Source organism: Pseudovibrio sp. Alg231-02, assembly GCF_900143565.1.
In the GTDB taxonomy this organism is placed as follows: Bacteria; Pseudomonadota; Alphaproteobacteria; order Rhizobiales; family Stappiaceae; genus Pseudovibrio.
The window spans coordinates 604,229-625,316 of record NZ_FREX01000001.1; the positions used below are offsets into that span (position 1 = coordinate 604,229).

16 protein-coding genes are annotated in these 21,088 nt (G+C 52.4%); 11 read left to right on the plus strand and 5 right to left on the minus strand.

Annotation, left to right across the window (positions count from 1 at the left end; all coding sequences use genetic code 11):
- The first annotated feature begins 130 nt into the window (after nt 1–130).
- Complete coding sequence (locus DHN43_RS02565; RefSeq protein ID WP_108817635.1) at nt 131–1,252, plus strand: saccharopine dehydrogenase family protein; 1,122 nt, start codon at nt 131–133, stop codon at nt 1,250–1,252.
- A gap of 97 nt (nt 1,253–1,349) precedes the next feature.
- Here the strand turns inward: DHN43_RS02565 and cydC are convergent, their stop codons facing one another.
- Together cydC and cydD are read right to left on the minus strand one after the other, a co-directional pair.
- Nucleotides 1,350–3,089: a thiol reductant ABC exporter subunit CydC gene (cydC, locus tag DHN43_RS02570; protein WP_108817636.1), complete on the minus strand. Its 1,740-nt coding sequence runs from the start codon at nt 3,087–3,089 to the stop codon at nt 1,350–1,352.
- Nucleotides 3,086–4,891, minus strand: a complete 1,806-nt coding sequence (gene cydD / locus DHN43_RS02575; RefSeq protein ID WP_108817637.1) for a thiol reductant ABC exporter subunit CydD — start codon at nt 4,889–4,891, stop codon at nt 3,086–3,088. The genes cydC and cydD overlap by 4 nt, the downstream gene beginning before the upstream one ends.
- A gap of 451 nt (nt 4,892–5,342) precedes the next feature.
- On the opposite strand from cydD, the gene DHN43_RS02580 reads away from it, so the two are divergent.
- On the plus strand, nt 5,343–5,843 hold the full coding sequence (locus tag DHN43_RS02580) for a hypothetical protein (protein WP_208994794.1): 501 nt from the start codon (nt 5,343–5,345) through the stop codon (nt 5,841–5,843).
- Between the two features lie 45 nt (nt 5,844–5,888).
- Here the strand turns inward: DHN43_RS02580 and DHN43_RS02585 are convergent, their stop codons facing one another.
- On the minus strand, nt 5,889–7,388 hold the full coding sequence (locus tag DHN43_RS02585) for a CoA-acylating methylmalonate-semialdehyde dehydrogenase (protein ID WP_057465938.1): 1,500 nt from the start codon (nt 7,386–7,388) through the stop codon (nt 5,889–5,891).
- Between the two features lie 190 nt (nt 7,389–7,578).
- Here DHN43_RS02585 and DHN43_RS02590 point away from each other — a divergent pair, with 190 nt between their 5' ends.
- Nucleotides 7,579–8,469 (plus strand): LysR family transcriptional regulator, encoded by an 891-nt coding sequence (locus tag DHN43_RS02590; RefSeq protein WP_108817638.1) that lies wholly within the window; start codon nt 7,579–7,581, stop codon nt 8,467–8,469.
- A 112-nt stretch (nt 8,470–8,581) separates the two neighbouring features.
- A complete protein-coding gene (locus DHN43_RS02595; protein WP_108817639.1) occupies nt 8,582–9,421 on the plus strand; it encodes a hypothetical protein in 840 nt (279 codons plus the stop codon).
- Between the two features lie 86 nt (nt 9,422–9,507).
- Here DHN43_RS02595 and DHN43_RS02600 read toward each other — a convergent pair whose 3' ends face one another.
- Nucleotides 9,508–11,019 carry a phosphomannomutase/phosphoglucomutase gene (locus DHN43_RS02600; RefSeq protein WP_063296328.1) on the minus strand — a complete coding sequence of 504 codons (1,512 nt, stop codon included), beginning with the start codon at nt 11,017–11,019 and terminating at the stop codon, nt 9,508–9,510.
- A gap of 109 nt (nt 11,020–11,128) precedes the next feature.
- The gene (locus DHN43_RS02605) at nt 11,129–12,532 is read right to left on the minus strand and encodes a mannose-1-phosphate guanylyltransferase/mannose-6-phosphate isomerase (protein WP_063293192.1); all 1,404 of its coding nucleotides are present in this window, start codon (nt 12,530–12,532) and stop codon (nt 11,129–11,131) included.
- A 237-nt stretch (nt 12,533–12,769) separates the two neighbouring features.
- Here DHN43_RS02605 and DHN43_RS02610 point away from each other — a divergent pair, with 237 nt between their 5' ends.
- From DHN43_RS02610 to DHN43_RS02640, 7 genes are all read left to right on the plus strand, one after another.
- Nucleotides 12,770–14,083, plus strand: coding sequence for an acetylornithine deacetylase/succinyl-diaminopimelate desuccinylase family protein (locus tag DHN43_RS02610; protein WP_108817640.1), 1,314 nt, complete (start codon nt 12,770–12,772; stop codon nt 14,081–14,083).
- Between the two features lie 20 nt (nt 14,084–14,103).
- Nucleotides 14,104–15,615, plus strand: a complete 1,512-nt coding sequence (locus DHN43_RS02615) for an ABC transporter substrate-binding protein (RefSeq protein WP_108817641.1) — start codon at nt 14,104–14,106, stop codon at nt 15,613–15,615.
- 197 nt (nt 15,616–15,812) lie between these two features.
- Nucleotides 15,813–16,760, plus strand: coding sequence for an ABC transporter permease (locus DHN43_RS02620; RefSeq protein ID WP_063288212.1), 948 nt, complete (start codon nt 15,813–15,815; stop codon nt 16,758–16,760).
- A complete protein-coding gene (locus DHN43_RS02625; protein WP_063301878.1) occupies nt 16,757–17,641 on the plus strand; it encodes an ABC transporter permease in 885 nt (294 codons plus the stop codon). Before DHN43_RS02620 ends, DHN43_RS02625 begins: the two co-directional genes overlap by 4 nt.
- On the plus strand, nt 17,638–19,275 hold the full coding sequence (locus tag DHN43_RS02630; RefSeq protein ID WP_108817642.1) for an ABC transporter ATP-binding protein: 1,638 nt from the start codon (nt 17,638–17,640) through the stop codon (nt 19,273–19,275). Before DHN43_RS02625 ends, DHN43_RS02630 begins: the two co-directional genes overlap by 4 nt.
- Nucleotides 19,276–19,347: 72 nt before the next feature.
- Nucleotides 19,348–20,046: a class II aldolase/adducin family protein gene (locus DHN43_RS02635; RefSeq protein WP_108817643.1), complete on the plus strand. Its 699-nt coding sequence runs from the start codon at nt 19,348–19,350 to the stop codon at nt 20,044–20,046.
- A gap of 67 nt (nt 20,047–20,113) precedes the next feature.
- The gene (locus tag DHN43_RS02640; protein WP_108817644.1) at nt 20,114–21,046 is read left to right on the plus strand and encodes an ROK family protein; all 933 of its coding nucleotides are present in this window, start codon (nt 20,114–20,116) and stop codon (nt 21,044–21,046) included.
- Nucleotides 21,047–21,088 lie beyond the last annotated feature (42 nt).

Here is a 21,088-nt window from a genome sequence, read left to right on the forward strand (position 1 = left end):
TTTAATGTCAATATGACATAGTTGCCGTCATTTACACGAAATAAAGCGTCATTTCGTCAAGTTGCCCCATAAACTCCGGCAGTGTTTTCACGTAGACTTCTCGTCAATCGAAACAAGCTTGGAGGGGCTTATGAGCCGACATCATGTTGCTGTTGTGGGTGCAGGTAAGATCGGTGGGATGATCGCTGCATTGTTACAAGGTTCAGGTGATTATCAGATCAAGGTACTGGACCAGAGTGTGGAAGTGCTGAGTGCGCTGGACGTGCCGCATGTGACAACAGAAGCACTGGATGTGAGTGATCTGGGAAAACTCACAGAAGCTCTTAAAGGATGCGACGCAGTTATTTCAGCTGCACCGTTTTTCCTGACGCCGGTGATTGCGCAGGCCGCGAAAGATGCAGACTGTCACTATCTTGACCTGACCGAAGATGTGGCCAGCACTGCTGAAGTGGAGAAGATTGCAGAAGGCGCCAACAAGGCGTTTGCTCCGCAATGCGGCCTCGCACCCGGTTTTGTATCCATTGCTGGGTATGATCTGGCAAAGCAGTTTGACAGTCTTGAAGACCTGCATCTGCGTGTGGGCGCCCTGCCCCGCTATCCGACCAACAAGCTCAAGTATAATCTGACATGGTCCACTGATGGCCTGATCAACGAGTACTGCAATCCATGCCTCGCCATCGAGAACGGTGAGTTGACCAAAGTGCCAGCTTTGGCCGGTCTGCAACATTTCTCTCTGGATGGCGTTGATTATGAAGCCTTCAACACCTCTGGTGGCTTAGGCTCTCTTTCTGAGACGCTGAAGGACAAGGTGCAGAGCCTGCGTTATCTCTCCATCCGTTATCCGGGGCACCGGGACATCATGGAGCTGCTGCTGAAGGATTTGGGCTTCATCAACAAGCGTGACTTGCTGAAAGAAGTGATGGAAGATTCCATTCCGGTCACCATGCAGGACCGCGTGCTCATCTTCATCACCGCCACAGGCATGAAAGATGGTCGGTTCCAGCAGAAGTCCTACTCTCACGTGGTCAATGACCGCGAGATCATGGGCAAGCACTGGAGCGGTATTCAGATCACTACGGCAGCCAGCATCTGTGCCACGCTGGATCTGCTCATGGATGGTAGTTTGAACGCCAAAGGCTTTGTGAAGCAGGAGAGCATCAACCTGGATGACTTCCTCTCCAATCGCTTCGGTGGCCTTTATAACAACGGTGGGTCTGATCACGAAACACCGGGGCGTCAGATCGCAGCTTAATGCTGTATATCTGATCCGTTCCGCAATCTTTGAGAGAACAAAAAAGCGCAGCTTCATTTCTGAGGCTGCGCTTTTCTTTTAAACTCGGTTTCCCGGATCAATCGTCGCGGAGGCGACCTTTGATCTCCTCAGACAATGGCAGGTTGACTTCCCCCAGCTTGCCGTCTTCAAGCACCAGAACCCGGTCAGCACCTTCCAGCTCGCTGGCGCGGTGGGAGACCATGAGGACTGTTTTACCTTTGGTCATGGCGCGGAAGGATGCGAGTACTTTGTCTGCAGTTGCGTGGTCCAGTCCTTCCGTCAGCTCATCCGCAATCCAGATTTCCGGATTACGCAAGTAGGCGCGGGCCAATGCCAGACGACGACCTTCACCACCAGACAGACCCAGACCACCTTCGCCCAGACGGGTTTCCAGTTTTTCCTGTCTGCCTTCGACAAGCTCCTTCAAACCAGCGTGGGCCAGTGCTTCCCAAAGCTCTGCGTCGGTTGCATCTTCACGGGCAACGCGCAGGTTCTCTGCGATGGTGCTGTGGAAGATCTGCGTGCGCTGACCGACAACAGTCAAGGCAGCACGCAGCTTGTCTTCTGCCATACCGCTCAGCTCGACGCCGCCAATCTGGATTGCACCAGATTGCGGAGTTTGCAGGCGTGCAACAATAGCTGCGAGCGTAGACTTACCAGCACCACTTGGGCCGATCACGACTGTACGGCTGCCAGTTGGCAGAGCGAGGTCAACACCGTCCAGAATAGCAGCTGCCTTTGGAGTGTAGGCGAAGTGGATGTCTTTCAGGTTCAACGCATCTTTACCAACCTCAAAAGAGGGCGTTTCAGAATTGCTGCGGGCGTTCTGAAGTGCTTCGTTGTCCTGCCCTACTGTGAGCAGGGAGCGGACGCGATCAGCTGCCCCAGACATTTTACTCCAGCTGCCTGCGCTGTTGGCGAGGGAGATGAGCAGTTCTGGCAGAGCAAGAGCTACAAACGCGAACAGAGCGATATGCTTCAGTTCCATCTGGCCTTGCTGATAGGAATAAGCGGCGAACAGGAACGTAACAGCGACCATCACCTGGCTCATGGTGCTCACCACAGCCTGGTTTCGCATGTCTGTCAGTTCGTTCTGCTCTTGCACATCATCCAGCTGGTTCACTGCCTTGAGTGCAGCAACACGCTGCTGCTCAAGACCGCCGAAGACGGAAAGGTCACGACGTCCTCGTACCAAATCCGACACACGAACGCGCAGAGCGTCACGGGCTGCATTGAGCTTGCGTGCCTGTGCCTTTTGGCGGTGACCACCAGATTTTGCCAGAACAGTGAGGCCTGCTGCCTGAACAGCACCCAAAGCAATGGATGCCATTGGGGAGTATTGCCACAGGATGACCAGTGTCAGGCCAGTGATGATGGTTGCTGAGGCAAGAGGCACAACGAGACGCAGGAACAAGCCATCAAGCTGGTCCACATCACTCACCACGCGGGAGAGCGCTGTAGCAGAGCGTTGGCTCAGTGTGCCGTTGCTTTCGCGGGCTACAAGACCACGGAATACGCCGGAGCGCAGGTTTGCCAGAAAACGGAAGGTCGCATCGTGTGTGATCACGCGCTCGATGTATCTACCGAAGATGCGCATGGAGGCATAAAGGCGGATGCTGCTTGCCGCTGAAGATGTGTTGAATGCAATTGCGCCTGCAGACAGGCCAGCGATTGCTGTTGCGGTGATGAAGTAACCAGAGACGGCGAGCAAGGCGATGCCAGCAGCGGCTGGTAGGAATGCCAGAAATAAGCCGCCCCAGAATGCGAGCGGCTCTTCTTTTTGCAAAAGCCAGATGATGCGAAGGGACGATCTCATTGCTCTTCTCCTTCACGTTCATTCAACTCAACCAGCACGCCCTCTTTCAGGGTCAACACGCGGTCTGCTGAGCCAACAACGCGCGGATCGTGAGTTGCGACCAAAACTGGCTTGTTGTGTGCCAACTTTTTAAGAGCAGCAACAACCTTTTGTGCGGTTGCACCATCGAGATCGGCAGTTGGTTCATCTGCAATAATCAGTCTTGCGTCCTCACGCAGGGCAGCACGTGCCAACGCAAAGCGGCGACGCTCCCCTAATGACAAGCCCTTGCCGTCTTCACCAATTTGGCCTGAGAGGCCACCCGGGATTTTGGCGAGCAACTCATCAACTGCAGCAAGCTTCAAGGCTTTTGTAAGTGTTGCATCGTCTGCTGACTGATCAGCGCGGCGCAGGTTTGCCCGCAACGTGCCGTGGAACAGCTCAGGATTTTGCGAAAGGACGGAGATGGACTGTTGCCAGTTGGTCAAGCCGTATGAGGTCAGCGGCAGTCCGCCATAAGCAATCTGGCCCTGATCAGCTGGCAAGAAGCCGAGAATGCAATCCATCAGGGTTGATTTACCGGTCCCACTCGGGCCTTTGACAACGACTAGCTCCGGTTCGCCCAACGACAAGTTGACGTCAGCGAGGATCTTGCGGTGACCGCGGGAAACACTCAGGTTTCGGATCGTCAGTGCACCGGTTGCAGGCAGTGGCACAACATCAAGCCCGGTCCCGATGATATCTGCCTGGCCGTCGTCCTCCAGCTGTTTTTGCAACTCAACGATATGATCTGCTGCCGCAATGCCTGCGGCGCGATCATGATACGCTGCCGCAAAAGCGCGAAGTGGTGCAAAATATTCAGGAACGATCATCAGAACGAACAGGCCACCGGCCAGTGTGAGTGGTGAGCCATATGTGCCGAAGCTCCAGTCTCCAAGGAGAGAGAAGCCGACATAGATTGCGGTGATGGCGATTGCTGCGGCGCTGAACAGTTCCAGTGCAGTGCTGGAGAGGAAAGCAATACGCAATACACGCATGGTGGATGTGCGGAAGTCACCACCCAGTTTGCGGATATCGTCCTCAGAGCGTTTCACCGCACCAAACAGACGCAGGGTTTCCATACCTCTGAGGCGGTCCAGCAGCAGCCCGCCCATATCAGCAAGGACGCCGAGCTGGCGGTCACTGGCCTTTTTGGCACGAATACCGACGATTGCCATGAAGACCGGCACTAGCGGGCCAAAGATCAACAGACACAGAGCTGCGAACCAACTCACATAGGCGACAGACGCAATCAAGACGAGAGGAACGAGTGAAAGGCGCGCCTGAATTGGAAGAAAACGGCCAAGATAAGGGCCGATTGCCTGAATGTGCTCCACTGCGATGGACGCGATCTTACCACTTGCAGGCAGCTCGGTTGCCGGTGACAGGTTGGTCAGATTGCTCAGCAGACTGGTTTCCAGTCTGTGGCGCGCCTTTGAGGCTGCGCGAACTGCAATCTCACCGCCTCTGATGCGCAGAAAATGGCGGATCACGGCTAAGATAAGTATAGAGGCTGTTGCATAGAATGGATCAAGGCCCGGTCCGTGTGGATCGATCAGGCCAGCGATTGCCAATGCCAATAATGCTGCCTGCGGAATCCAGAGGAGTTCCGAGAGGCCTTGTAACATTGCACCGCGTTTCACCAGTTTCATTTCCGGGCGAACCGCATCCTGCAGCCAAACCTGACCCGCGGATTTTTTGCGTCCACGTTTCTTGGCGGGGGCATTTGCCTCCGCGACGTCTGCATCAGATAGCTCTGTTACGTTTGCTAGGTTTTCAGTCATTCCGCTTGTCCGGTTCCCTCTTCGCCGGGGCATCTGCCTGTAATTCATAAAGACAATTTCCGAAAAAACTCTTCAATTGCCTAGACTTGCTTGCGCAATGGAATCGACCCGTCCGGTCTGTGATTGCAACACGCTCGTTAGAATTACTCCAGTTTTTTAATAAATCGCAACAAACTCAGAGGCGAAGACCCCCCAATTTGTATGGGACATAAGCGCACAGGTACGCATATTGAGAGATCATAGGTGCCCCGCAGAGCGTTGCTTTGCCGAGGTTTACGGGGTTTTACCGAAGAGCTGCCACGATAAAAATCAAAATGGCTCATGGATCCCCGAGTTTTCGGGAATATTAACTGCTTTCCGCTAGGGTCCCCGAGTTCTCTTATAGCTCTCAGCCTACATCGAACTAACGAGTTGATATTGCTGAATAACAACAAAAAGGAGAGAACCTGCCATGTTTTGCTCTTTTCGCCGCCTGTGTCTGGCGGCAATTTGGGGCCTGGGCCTTGCCTCCTCATCCTTTGCCTCTGAAAAAGCCGGGTTTACTGCAGAACGGGATGATGTGATTCCGCCATTGGACATTTTCAAGACGATGGCTAGTGACCTGGAGCCTGAAGGCTGGATCACCTTCCAGACTCTGGACAACAAACAGATCATCAACTTTGCCCCCATCATGTCACTGCGCTGCAGGCTGAAAGAAATTAAGTATTCGATTGACTCCAAGGATCTGGATAAGAGCTTTCCTATTCCTGATTGCGATCCTGAATACCCCTTCCGCGTAGAAGCGCAGAGCATTCATAAGCCGTACGTCATGGAGTTCCCTAGCGGGACAGTGCAAGCCCTTGCAGTGCAACTGACGTGGGATGACGGAAGCACCAGCAACACTGTCTATTATGAACCCTGCCGCGCGGTTGGTGCCGCGCCTTGCGCCTATCCTCTTGGTAGCAACGAATAAAAAAGGCGCTCAAAAGAGCGCCTTTCAAACTGTTAACCCGAAGGTTTAGCCCATTGTTGGGATAGAGAATTCTGCACCTTCCTTCACACCTGAAGGCCAGCGGGATGTCACTGTCTTGGTGCGGGTGTAGAACTTGAAGCCATCTGGGCCGTGCTGGTTCAGATCGCCGAAGCCAGAACGCTTCCAGCCACCAAAGGTGTGGTATGCGAGCGGCACAGGGATTGGAACGTTGATGCCGACCATGCCGATGTTGATGCGGCTTGCAAAGTCACGTGCAGTGTCACCATCACGGGTGTAGATTGCAGTGCCGTTGCCGTACTCATGATCCATTGGCAGGCTCAGAGCTTCTTCATAGGTTTCTGCGCGTACAACAGTCAGAACCGGACCAAAGATTTCTTCTTTGTAGATGTCCATGTCTTTGGTTGCGTTGTCGAACAGGCAAGGGCCAACGAAGTTACCGTTTTCATAGCCCTGCAGTTTGAAGTCACGTCCGTCAACAACAAGCTTTGCACCCTGCTCAACACCGGAGTTCACCAGACCGAGGATACGCTCACGTGCCTGTGGGGTGATGACCGGACCGAAGTCAACGTCGTCGCCTGCAGTGTAAGGGCCAACTTTGAGAGCTTCAACGCGTGGGATGAGTTTCTCGATGAGGCGGTCTGCAGTTTCCTGACCAACAGGAACAGCAACGGAGATCGCCATGCAGCGTTCGCCAGCAGCACCGAAGCCTGCGCCAACCAGAGCGTCAGCAGCCTGATCCAGATCAGCATCCGGCATGATGAGCATGTGGTTTTTCGCGCCGCCGAAGCACTGTACGCGCTTACCGGAAGCTGTACCGCGGGTGTAAACGTACTCCGCAATCGCGGTGGAACCAACGAAGCCAACAGCCTGAATGATTGGATCATCAAGGATTGCGTCTACGGATTCTTTGTCGCCGTTCACAACGTTCAGAACGCCGTCTGGCAGACCAGCTTCCTGCATCAGCTCAGCCAGCATCATTGGCACAGACGGGTTGCGCTCGGACGGTTTGAGGATGAAGGAGTTACCAGCTGCGATCGCAACACAGAACTTCCACATCGGGATCATTGCAGGGAAGTTGAATGGCGTGATGCCAGCAACAACGCCCAGTGGCTGACGCATGGAGTACATGTCGATGCCAGGGCCTGCGCCCTCGGTGAACTCACCCTTCATCATGTGTGGTGCGCCGATGCAGAATTCTGCAACTTCCAGACCACGGATCACGTCGCCTTTAGCGTCCGGGTGTGTTTTACCGTGCTCAGCAGACAGCTTGGATGCCAGCTTGTCCATGTCGCGGTGAAGCAAAGTTACGAACTTCATCATTACGCGAGCGCGGCGCTGTGGGTTGGTTGCAGCCCATGCTGGCTGCGCTTTTTCAGCGACGGCGACAGCTTCCTGCATTTCTGCCGCAGTTGCCAAAGCAACCTTCGCAGTTACTTCGCCGGTTGCAGGGTTGAAAACGTCTGCAGTGCGGCCGGACTTGCCAGCAACGCGCTTACCATTGATAAAATGACCGATCTCTTCCATGAGGTCCTCCCTCTCCAGGTCTATTCTTGCGGCCCGCAAACACATGCGTTTTACAGGTCTGCGAGCGAATTTCTTTATGCCCCTAGCATGAACTATATTTTTCGCATATCAATGAGATAATATCCGAAACCGTTGTGCAAAAATTAAAGTACGATCCGTGCAGCATGTGGACTGGGAGCTATCAAAAATCATGAACTGGGATGATGCAAGAGTGTTTCTTGCTGTGGCGCGCTCCGGACAGATTTTGGGCGCTGCACAGCGGCTTGGCCTCAACCATGCAACTGTTGCCCGCCGCCTTTCTGCTCTTGAAACTGCACTGCAGGCCAAACTCATTGATCGGCGCACCACAGGATGTGCGCTGACCAGCGAAGGCGAGCGGTTCTTTGAGTTTGCTGAATCGATGGAAACGGAGATGCTTTCCGCCCGCGCCGAGATCGGTGGGACGGATGTGGAGCTTTCCGGTGCTGTGCGCATTGGTGCACCCGATGGTTTTGGGGTGGCTTTTCTGGCACCGCGTCTGGGTGCACTGAATGAGCGCTATCCTGACCTTACACTCCAGCTGGTGCCGCTGCACCGGGCTTTCTCTCTCTCCAAGCGCGAAGCTGATCTGGCAGTTACGGTTGGTCAGCCTGAACATGGGCGTCTGGTGAGCCGCAAGTTGACCGACTATTCATTGGGTCTTTATGCCTCTTGCGCTTATGTGGAACGCTACGGGCTGCCGGAGAACGAGGAAGAGCTGAAAGAGCATCGCCTGATTGGCTATGTGGACGACCTAATCTTTGCCTCTTCGCTCAACTACTCCGCAGAATTTTCCAAGGACTGGCAGTCTCGCCTGGAATGTGCCAGCGCACTCGGCCAGACCGAAGCTGTGCGGGCAGGCAGCGGGATCGGAATCCTTCACGGGTTCATTGCAGATGGCAATGATGATTTCGTTCCAGTGCTTCCCAAACGTCGTATTTCGCGCAGCTATTACCTTGTCACCCATGAAAGCGCACGACATCTGCGCCGTATTAAAGCGGTTTCTGATTTCATTGGTGACTTGGTAAAGCAGGAGAAAGATCTCTTTAGAAATCATCTGTAACGCTTTGATTTGGAATCCGAATTAAGCCTTTAAAATTATAAATTGTCATTTTTGATAATTTATAATATACAGTGCGGATCACTTCCCGACTGTAACTTGAAGGCAAAATGAGATGATTGGTAAGCTTGCGGAGTTCGTTGGCGTTCCTATGATTGTTGTCGCGATTGTCGCGACCCTGCTTTACTTTGATTTTGGCGGATCCCTCACACAGGAAAGCCATGCAGCTGATGGCAAAGGTCAGCAGGCTCTCCTGGACACTCTTGCACCGGATATCCCTTCCCTGCCTGTGATCAAGATTGAATTTCCGAATCTTTACAAGGACCTGCAGAGCCAGATTGAGAAAGAGATTCAATCAGGGGTAGATGAGCGCGGGCTGGCTAAGCGTCTGCATGACTTGCTTTACCGCGCACTTCAGGTTTATCGCCCACTGCTAAAATATGCTGATGACGATAAGATCATCACCGTCCTCAAGGCCAAACGTGCTCTCACCTTAAAACTGAAGAAAAGCAAAGGTGAGCTGGTTTGTGCTCAGGTTTTTTCCGGTTCCACTGGTGCGTTTCTGGACAGCTACGCCGTGGTAGAGAGTGAAAGCACGCAGGAAGGGCTGGCGCTGTTCCAATTGCTCGCGGATGCTCAGGTTAAAGCCAAGGACGATGGGCTCGTGATCCATTACACCGCTGAGCCTGCGCAGAAGAAAGTGCGTGTGATTGGCAAGCCTGCGGATAAGCCGACTGATGCAGATTTGTATCTGCCTGCGAACCCGGCATTTGATGCGCTGATGAAGGTTTATCCAATGGATTCCCTAAGCCGCATTTTCGCTGCTGATCCAACCGATAAACAGCTGTGTGATAGTGAGGTCCGCCTTTACGATGCTCTTGTTGGCCTACCCGCACCACATGGCCCTGCAATGCGCAAATACATCGTGGACCTGCTCTACTTCGCTGGCTACTAACCTGCCCAAGGTAAGCAGAGCGCCTAAAGCAAAAAACGCCGGCCTTTTTGGACCGGCGTTTTTTAGTCTGTTTTTTAGGTGGTGTCTTAAGCGAGTTCTGCCAATGTCTGGTTGTAGTCACCGACCTCTGGATTCTCGCGAAGAACTGCATCCATTGCTTTGAACATCTCGTGCAGGCGCACTTCTGAGACCGGGCTTTCAACAACAACAACCAGTTCTGGTTTGTTGGAGGATGCACGGACAAGGCCCCATGTTCCATCTTCACACACAACACGGACACCGTTCACGGTGATCAGATCAGCTATATCCTGACCAGATACCTTCGCGCCGTCAGCATGCATGGATTTGAAGCGCGCAACCACACGATCAACCACATCGTACTTGATCTCGTCCGCGCATTTGGCGGCCATGGTTGGTGAGCCCCAGGTCTTTGGCAGATCACGGCGCAGGTCAGCCATACTCTTATCCGGATTGCGGTCCATCATATCCAGAATGGCAATCGCAGAGACAACACCGTCATCATAACCACGACCGATTGGCGGGTTGAAGAAGTAGTGGCCGGACTTTTCAAAACCAGCAACAGCGCCAAGCTCAGTTACGCGGCGCTTGATGTAGGAGTGGCCTGTTTTGAAGTAATCAGTCTTTGCACCATTGGCCTTGAGGACCGGATCGGTGTGGTACAGACCGGTTGATTTTACATCAACCACAAACTGGCTTTCCGGATGAAGGGCGGAGATATCGCGAGCCAGCATGACGCCGACTTTATCCGCGAAGATCTCTTCGCCTTCGTTGTCGACCACACCACAGCGGTCACCATCACCATCAAAACCCAGACCGACTTCAGCACCGGTTTCCAGCACTTTGTCACGGATCGCATGAAGCATCTTCATGTCTTCCGGGTTCGGGTTGTAGTTTGGGAAAGTGTGATCCAGCTCGCAGTCCAGCGGAATGACGTCAACACCCAACGCTTCCAGAATACGCGGTGCAAACGCGCCTGCGGTGCCGTTGCCACATGCGACGACAGCTTTGATTGGACGCTTGAACTTTTCACGCTCTGTGAGGTCTGCGATATAGCGATCGGTCAAATCAGGATGGTATTCGTAAGCTCCGCCACCGCGTAGGTCACTGGCCCCTTCCAACACAATCTCTTTCAGGCGGCCCATTTCTTCCGGACCAAACGTCAGTGGACGGTTTGCGCCCATCTTCACACCAGTCCAGCCGTTGTCGTTGTGAGACGCGGTGACCATGGCAACGCATGGGACATCCAGATCGAACTGCGCGTAATAGGCCATCGGAGACATGGCGAGGCCGATGTCGTGCACTTTGATGCCTGCAGACATCAGGCCGGTGACCAGTGCCATCTTGATGGATGCGGAGTAGCCGCGGAAGTCGTGACCAGTAACGATCTCAGGACGTACGCCAAGTTCATGAATAAGGGTTCCAAGTCCCTCGCCCAGCGCCTGAATGCCCTTCAGGTTGATCTCTTTTTCAAAGAGCCAGCGTGCATCGTACTCGCGAAAACCGGTCGGCTTGACCAACGGTGTCGTTTCATAGGCCAAGGTGTTTGGCGTTAGCTGTGAAACCGGCTTAACTGACATAATTTCTCCTAGACAAGCTTCAGGTCACTGGTAATGCAGAGACGTGACGCTTTTATCAAACTCCGTTTGGTTGTGAGACGTTTCTCACCCAACGGTTTTCAAATTCACGTTATACTCGCAGGATATCATCCTCGGCGATGTATGCGCCGGACTGGACTTCGATCATGCGAACCGGGATTTTTCCCGGGTTTTGTAGTTTGTGCCTTGCGCCAAGCGGGACAAACACGGACTGATTTTCTGAAATCAGCTCATCTTTTCCATCAATGGTCACCTCCAGCGTGCCACTTACAACAACCCAGTGCTCAGCACGGTGGATGTGGCGCTGCAAGGTCAAGCCCTTGCCGGGCTCAATCATCATGGACTGGACGCGGAAGCGCTCACCTTCAGAGATGCGCTCGCTCCAGCCCCATGGACGGTACACGCGGCGGTGCTGTACGGTTTCGGGCCTATTGGCCTTGTCCAGCTGTTCCACCACCTTCTTCACGTCCTGTGCCTTATCTTTTGCGGCAACCAGAAGCGCATCCTTGGTGTTGACGACCACAACGTCTTCAAGCCCTACAACACTGACGAGGGCATCTTCAGAATAAACGAGGCAATTTTTGGACTGTTCGAAGATCGCTTCGCCCAAAGCCGAGTTACCCTCATCATTCTTCGCCATAGACTCCCAAATGGCAGGCCATGAGCCAAGATCGCTCCACCCCGGATCAGTTGGAACACAGGCGACGTTCTCTTCATTTTCCATAATCGCATAGTCGAAGGAGATGTTGCGCACCTGAGCGAAGGATTCTTCTTCAAGCCGCAGGAAGTCCAGATCGCGTCGTGCGTTTTTGGAGGCCTTAGCAACTTGCTCCCAGATGTCAGGCGCGTGTTTTAAGAAAGCATCGCGCATCGCAGCTGCGGAGTACATAAAGATGCCAGCATTCCAAAGGTAGTTGCCGTCTTTGAGGAACTCTTCAGCCGTTGCCAGATCCGGTTTCTCGACAAAGGCATCAACTTTGCGGACAGATGCTGCCCCCTCGCAGAGTTTGATATAACCGTATCCGGTGTTGGGTTCGCTTGGCTCAATACCAAATGTGACGATCTGACCAGCTTCAGCAGCTGCATGAGCGGCATCGACAGCACACAAGAACTCCTTGTCATCAGCGACCAGATGGTCCGATGGTAACAGGAGGACAATTGCGTTTTTATCTGTTTCAAGCGCCATGAGTGCAGCGAGTGCAGCGGGAGCAGCCGTGTTTCGTCCGCATGGCTCTAATACGATAGCCTGTGGCTCTATCCCAAGTTCGGCCATTTGCTCACCGATCAAGAAGCGATGGTCTTGATTTGAGATCACCAGCGGTGCACGGAACTGCTGGGAGCTGACACGCTCACATGTCTTTTGAAAGAGACTTTGACCTGAAAAGATTGGCAAGAATTGTTTTGGCCTTTCTCTACGGGACAGAGGCCAGAGGCGAGATCCAAACCCACCCGACAGAATCACAGGTGTGATTTTGCTTATGCTATTGCCAGTCATATTTTCAGGATCACTTTCAAACAAACGAATAGACTATTCGTAAACTTAGATGCTGTAGCCCAAAACCCTCAAAACACGTGGAGTTTCAGTGTTCCACACATTCTCTCGAAAATAATTAAGGCTTTTTACCAGTCTGCGTGCTCCGAGATACCCCATTATTTTTCAGGGGTATTCAGTCGTTTTGGGAACGGTCACGATATCACTTAATTCATTTAAGCATTTGTTCTGGGGGGGAAGATGCGGGAGGAATTAAGCCAGTCCGTAGAGCGGAAAGTGGATGAGCTTGTTGCGCTCACTCGTGACCTGATAGCTTTTCCGACAATCAATCCTCCTGGAGAAGCTTATCGTCCTTGTGCAGAGTTCATCGGCGAGCGCTTGAAGCGTAAAGGCTTTGCTGTCGAGTATGTCAGAGGAGAGAGCACCCCCGGAGACTCTGACCGCTACCCGCGTATCAATGTCATTTGCCGCTATGAAGGTCGCGGTCCCGGTCCTTGTGTCCACTTCAACTCCCATATCGATGTTGTCGAGGTGGGGTATGGCTGGACGGTTGATCCCTTTGCTGGCGTGGTAAAAGACGGAAAGGTCTTTGGGCGCGGTGCCTGTGATATGAAAGGCGGGATGGCCTCTTCCATAATCGCGGCAGAGACTCTGATTGAATGTTTCCCAGAGTTTTGTGGTGCCATCGAGATATCTGGAACTGTTGATGAGGAATCCGGCGGCCTTGGCGGTGTGGCTTATCTTGCCAGACATGGCTACTTTTCCAAACCGCGTGTCGACCATGTGATCATCCCTGAACCTTTGCACAAAGATCAGGTTTGTCTTGGGCACCGAGGGGTGTGGTGGAGTGAAATTGAGACGCGTGGTTCGATTGCTCACGGCTCAATGCCGTTTTTGGGTGACAGTGCAATTCGTCACATGAGTGCTTTCCTGAATGTGCTGGAAAACGAGCTTTACCCTGCGCTCAGCAAAAAACAAACACAAATGCCGGTTATTCCTAGAGGCGCCCGATCATCCACGTTAAATATCAATTCTTTACATGGCGGGCAGGATGAAGGACACGATGGTCTTCCCTCCCCTTGCGTTGCAGATAGTTGCCGCATCATACTGGATCGTCGATTCCTGATTGAGGAACCGCTGGAGGATGTGAAACAAGAGATAGTTGAAATATTAGAAAATCTGCGTAAAACACGTAGAAATTTCGAATATGAACTTAAGGATCTCCTTGAAGTTCTCCCCGTGATGGCAGAGAAAGACTCCCCAGTCGCTCGCGCTGTTGCAGGCGGAATTAAAGACGTGCTTCAAAAGGATGCATCATATGTTGTCTCTCCGGGGACTTATGATCAGAAGCACATAACACGATTGGGCCACTTGCACGATTGTATTGCGTATGGTCCAGGCAAACTTGAGATGGCGCATAGGCCGGACGAATTTGTTGGAATTGAGGATCTCGTTGACAGCGCCAAAGTGATGGCGCTGGCCGCGTACTCTCTTTTGACGGAGCCTGATGCAAGACCAATAACAAGAACACTGTCTGATCACGTGCACTCTTAAAGTATAAGGGACGGAATGGAATGCATGCAAAGTCATTAAAAAGCCGGCTGCTTTGCCTTGCCGGAGGCGCGGCCCTCGTCCTTGCTGCACTAACAGGTGCGCACGGTTCTGCTGAAGCCAAATCTTCCCTGTCTTTGGGAATGGTACTCGAACCACCGCATCTTGATGCAACTGCAGGGGCTGCAGCTGCTATCGATGAAGTGGTCTATCAAAACGTTTTTCAAGGCCTGACACGTATTGGGCCAGACGGAAGTGTTCTGCCCTCTCTCGCCAAATCGTGGGATGTGAGCGAAGACGGCATGACCTATCGCTTCCATTTGCAGACAGGTGTCCTCTTTCATGATGGAACGCCGTTTTCTGCTGATGACGTAAAGTTTTCCTTGGATCGTGCACGCGCTGAAGGCAGCGTAAATGCCCAGAAGCCGCTCTTTGCAGCGATCTCTGATGTGGTTGTCGTAGATCCGCAAACCGTTGATATCAAGCTCACTACGCCAAGCGGCAATCTTGCTTACAATCTGGCTTGGGGCGATGCGGTAATTGTATCTCCTAAAACGGCTGAGACGAACAAGACGCAGCCTGTGGGCACCGGACCGTTCAAGTTTGACCGTTGGATGAAGGGGCAGGAAATTCGGATTTCCCGTTTCGACCAGTATTGGGGTGACCAACCAAAGCTAGATAAAGCCTCTTTCCGTTTCATCTCTGATCCTAATGCCGCCTTTGCTGCAATGATCTCTGGCGATCTGGATGCGTTCCCGACATTTTCCGCTCCAGAAACCATTATTCAGTTTCAAGCGGACCCACGTTTTGAAGTTGCGATTGGCACGACTGAGGGTGAAACCATCCTTGCGATGAACAACACCCGCGGTCCGCTTAAGAACAAGCTCGTGCGTCAGGCAATATCGCATGCGGTCAATAAGCAAGCCCTGATTGACGGGGCTATGTTTGGACTTGGTACGCCAATTGGAACGCACTTTGCTCCGCATCATCCCGCTTATAATGATCTAACAGGACTGTATCCTTACGATCCGGCGAAAGCGAAAGAACTTCTTGCCAAAGCTGGGTATCCAGATGGCTTCAGCGCAACGCTGAAACTGCCACCACCGACCTATGCCCGTCGTGGTGGTGAGCTGATTGCCTCTGATCTGAAGAAGATCGGCATTGATTTGAAGATCGTGCCTGTTGAATGGGCACAGTGGCTTTCCGAGGTCTTCAAGGAGACCAATTACGATTTCACAATCGTTTCTCATGTTGAGCCGATGGATATTGGTATCTATGCGCGCGATAAGTACTACTTCAACTACAACAGTGATGCTTTCAAACAACTGATTGAAGAGCTGAATGTGACTGTTGACGAAGAGAAGCGGCATGAGCTTTTGAAGCAGGCGCAGCAAATCATCTCCGAGGATGCTGTGAACGTCTACCTGTTCCAGTTGGCGAAATCTGCTGTGTGGAATGCCAATGTGAAGGGGCTTTGGCGAAACTCCCCGACACCGGGTAACGATCTATCACAGGTCTATTGGGCGAATAACTAAAAACACCTAGCAAATACACGTAGATATTTGCACAGGACTGCGGTTGCAACCGCAATCGTAGTCCTTCTCAATTGCTATTCCAAATTATATGGTTTAAGCGGTTGCCAAACTGACAGTTACTTTAGGGGTAACCCTTTTCTCTCATTGTGCAATTTGCTTGTGCAACGCAAGTTTGATTGGTTTAGCGGATTTGTCCGATGCTCTGGTTTGCGTTCCTTCGTCTCATAGGCTTACTGACAACTCTCCTGGCCGCAAGCCTCGTCATCTTCGTTGTGCTTGAGGTTATTCCCGGTGATCCGGCTGAAGTGATGCTTGGGCTGAATGCGCAGCCTGACACACTCGCAGCTCTGCGCGCTGAACTTGGCCTCAATGCTCCTTTATCCACCCGCTATGTGAACTGGTTGCTGGGCATGTTGCGGGGTGAATTTGGTGTGAGCTACACATATTCAGTTCCGGTTTCTGAACTGATCGGCGAACGCATTCAGGTCAGCCTTCCACTTGCAACTGGCGCACTGATCCTCTCGACAGTCATTGCTATACCGATCGGCGTTTACTCTGCCCGCTATCATGGCAAGGTCATCGACACAGGTATTATGTCCATTGCTCAGATCGGCATTGCTATCCCAAACTTCTGGATTGCCATTTTGCTGGTTTACGTGTTTGCGATCGTGCTGCGGGTTTTACCATCTGGTGGTTTCCCGGGCTGGGATGTGAGCTTTTTTGGCTCATTGCAGGCGCTCTTATTGCCTGTTATCGCGCTGGCTCTCCCCCAAGCGAGTATTCTGGCCCGCGTGATGCGCTCAGCCTTGCTGGATGTTTTACATGAAGACTATATCCGTACAGCGCGCGCCAAGGGGCTTTCCAACAAAGCCACGCTTTGGAGACACGGCGTACGCAATGCTCTTATTCCGGTCCTGACTATTCTGGGTCTTCAGTTCTCTTTCCTGATCGCAGGTACGGTGATTATTGAAAACCTCTTTTACCTACCAGGCCTAGGGCGTCTGATTTTCCAAGGCATTACTCAGCGCGACCTGATCGTAGTGAAGAGCAGTGTCATGTTGCTCGTTGCTCTTACAATCTTTGTGACATTCCTAGTCGACATCGCCTACGCAGCCATTGATCCGAGACTGAGGCGACGTGCATGAATCAGGAACTCCCAAGTTATCCGCCGCTTGCCAGTTTTGACGAAATCTCCATCTGGAAGAAAGCCTTTCACAGTCGTTCGTTCGTGATCGGGGCAGTGCTTGCTCTCGTTATTCTCATTGCCGGGGTTACTTCCGTCTTCTGGACACCCTATGCCATCGATGTTCTGGATGTTTCCAAGCGCCTTAAGCCGATGAGTTCTGAATTCTGGTTTGGGACGGATCAGTATGGTCGCGATATCTTCTCCATGTTGATGGTTGGCGCCCGCACCTCCATTATTGTAGCGCTGATTGCTGTTGGCATCGGCATGCTGATTGGCGTGCCATTGGGACTTCTGGCAGCGGCCCAAAAGGGTTTTCTTGAAGAACTGGTGATGCGCACCAATGATCTGATTTTCGCATTTCCCTCTCTACTCTCTGCTGTGCTCATCACGTCCATCTTTGGGCCTGGAACAATCAACGCTGTAATTGCGATTGGCATCTTCAATATTCCAGTTTTTGCCCGCGTTGCTCGCGGTGGCGCCTTGTCTCTTTCAGGACGCGAGTTTTTGCTTGCCGCCCGTCTTTCCGGCAAGAGCTCGTTCTTGATCACTCTGGAACACGTTATTCCGAACATTGCCAACCTGCTGATTGTACAGGCGACCATTCAGCTTTCTCTTGCAATCCTTTCAGAGGCAGGTCTCTCCTATCTTGGTTTGGGGACGCAACCACCCATGGCGAGTTGGGGCCGCATGTTGTATGAGGCCCAGACCATGGTTGCTTTTGCACCGCAGCTGGCGCTTTATCCGGGATTTGCGATTATCTTTTCTGTTCTCGGCTTTAACCTTCTTGGCGACGGACTACGGGATTTACTGGATCCGAAGATGCGGAGGAGAGTTGCGTGACCTCTGTTTTTTCCGCCACTGACCTTTGCGTTTCCATTTCTGGCAAGCCGATCCTGCGCAATGTGAGTTTTGACCTTGAGCAGGGCAAAATCCTCGGTCTCGTTGGCGAAAGTGGCTCTGGTAAATCCATGAGTGCGCTCTCAGCCATGCAGCTTTTGCCGGAGGGTGCTCATCAGATTGGTGATCTGATGTTTGAGGGCAAGAACCTCACGCGCGCTACAGATACAGAGATGACCCATGTTCGTGGCAAAGACATCTCTATGGTCTTTCAGGAACCGCTGACCGCTCTCAATCCGACCCGCACCATTGGCGAGCAAGTTGCTGAAGGCCTTCGCTGGCATCAGGGTCTTACACGCAAGGAAGCGATGGACCAAACCATCGATGTTCTGGAACGGGTTGGTCTTGGTCTTGAATATGGTTTGATTGATCGTTTCCCCCACCAGCTTTCCGGCGGACAGAGGCAGCGCGTTGTCATCGCCATTGCTATCGCCTGTAAGCCCAAGGTATTGATTGCTGATGAGCCGACCACTGCGCTTGATGTGACGGTTCAGGCGCAAATCCTGACATTGCTGAAAGACATCGTGCGCAAAGAACAGATGGCCATGCTGCTCATTTCGCATGATCTGGCAGTTGTTGCTGACATGGCGGACACTGTTGCGATTATGAAAGACGGGGTGATTGTTGAGCGCGGCCCGACTTGCGAGCTGTTCGACAACCTTTCTCACCCCTATTCCAAAAAGCTGTTTGAAGCCTCCAATCACGTACCTGTTCCACGGCAAGAGCCAGTTGACGAGGTCACACAGCCACTCTTGCAGGTGAGCAATGTGCTGCGGGAATATCCTCTCCCTCGTGCCAGCATCTTCACACGCAGACAATGGCACCGGGCCGTGCAGCATGTCTCCTTCCACGTCGCCCCTCGTCAGAGCATGGGACTGGTGGGTGAAAGTGGATGTGGCAAGTCCACCCTTGCGCGCACTATTTTGGGACTGACCCCTCCGAACGCAGGCCATATCCAATTTCTTGGCAAAGACCCCTACTCGGTTTCACGAAAAGACCGTCAGGATTTGCAGCTGGGCATTCAGGCCGTGTTCCAGGATCCTTATGGAAGCTTTGATCCGCGGCATACGGTTGAACGTACCGTGGGAGAGCCTTTGCACCTCATGCGCAACGAGCTGTCTCGTTCTCAACGTAAAAAACGCGTTCATGAGGTTTTGGAAAGCGTGGGGCTTTCTTCTGCAGATGCCAACAAATATCCGCACGAATTTTCTGGCGGACAACGGCAGCGTATCGCGATTGCTCGTGCGCTGGTCACCAATCCAAGCCTGATCGTCGCGGATGAACCCGTTTCTGCGCTTGATGTTTCCATCAGAGCACAAATTCTGGATCTCTTTGCAGATTTGCGTGATCGGCTAGGTATGGCTTATCTGTTCATTTCACACGATCTTTCTGTTGTGCAGGCTATCACTGACCGGGTGATTGTGATGAACGCAGGCCGTATTGTTGAAGAAGGTCCAACCGGAGAAGTCTTTTCCAATCCCAAACATCCTTACACACGTATCCTTGTTTCCGCAGCGCCTGATCTCAATGAAGCCTTACGCAGGCGCAGAGAAAAAGAGAACAAAGATACGCATTGAGCGCTATTGCCTGCAGCAAACCAATGCAGCTAGCCTTGCATTTGCTCAGGCTACAGCTATCGGAGACATGTTATGACAACAGCTGAGAACCAGCTTCGCCGGGAAGTTATAAGAACGGCGCGTGCTTTACAAAGCACTGGTTTGACACATGGAACCTCCGGCAACGTGAGCGCCCGATATGAAAACGGTATGCTCATCACCCCTTCTGGCATTCCTTACGAAGACCTGGAGATCAAGAAGATTGTCTTCATGGATCTTGAAGGCGGATACTTTGGGGATTACTTGCCTTCGTCCGAGTGGCGCATGCATATGGACATCTACCGGCACTACAAAGAAGCAGAGGCGGTTGTTCACTGTCATTCAGCCAGAGCGACTGCGCTTTCAACCCATAACAAAGACATTCCGGCCTTTCATTATATGGTAGCTGTTGCTGGCGGTAATCAGATCAAATGCGCAGACTACGCAACATTCGGAACCAAAGCCCTTTCTCAAGCAATGATCGATGCGCTAGAAGACCGGAAGGCTTGCCTTTTGGCGCATCATGGACAAATTACTTTTGGCCCTTCACTGCACAAGGCGTTTGGGCTTGCCGGTGAAGTGGAAGCATTGGCTGATCAGTACTTGTCTGCGCTGGTTCTGGGAGAACCTGCACCTCTTTCTCCAACTGAGATGAAAGAGATTTTAAGAAAATTTAAAAGCTACGGCAAACAGCTGGATGCATTGGATGGAAACGACGCGGGTGCTTTTGAAATGCCCCAGCGACGTGACTAATCCAGAAAAGAACAAAGAATACAGAGGCGGATGCCTTTTATGATTGTAACGGGGGAATGACTGGAACATGCGAATTGGACTTGACTGGGGTGGTACTAAAATTGAAGCGCTGGCACTTTCTAACGAAGGTGAAGAACTGTTTCGCAAACGTGTTCCAACTCCCAAGAACGATTATCAGGGTTGCGTAGAAGCTGTTATCGGACTGGTTGCTGCAACGGAGGCAGCCACTGGCGAAGTCGGCACAGTGGGCATTGGCATTCCGGGCTCCATCTCGCCTAGCACAGGGCTGGTTAAGAACGCAAACTCCACTTGGATGAACGGGAAACCTCTCGATAAAGATCTGACAGAGGCGCTTGGCCGTGAAATGCGCATTCAAAACGATGCCAATTGCATGGCGGTTTCTGAAGCCATTGATGGAGCGGGTGCAGGATGCGGAGTTGTTCACGGCATCATCATTGGCACTGGCTGTGGCTCAGGCATTGCGATTAATGGACGTCCCCATAAAGGCGCTAATGGCATTGGAGGCGAGTGGGGCAACGTTACTGTGCCGTGGATGCAGGAAGGCGAGTTCCCAGGGCCGCTCAATTGGACCGGACACCACGGCACGATTGACCTTTTGTGCTCTGGCACAGGTTTCCAGTGGGATTATGAGAATGCCACCGGCAAGGCTCTTAAGGGCAGTGAGATCATTGAGTTGATGCGCTCTGGTGATGAAGCTGCCATGGGCACCTATCAGCGTTATGTAAGCCGCTTGGGCCGCGCCTTGGCGATGGCAGCCAACATTTTAGATCCGGACTGTTTTGTACTGGCTGGTGGCATGTCCAACGTGGAGGAGATTTACAAGGATCTTCCTGCTGCAATGCGTCCTTACATTTTCTCTGATGGTTATGATTTTGATATCCGCAAGGCCAAACACGGCGACAGCTCTGGTGTGCGCGGAGCGGCATGGCTGTGGGGTAAAGGCGAAACAACGCTGCGGCATGTCAACGAAAGCTCGTAAACGTACTTTTCCTTATGGATTTCTCTTTCTATAGTCAGAACT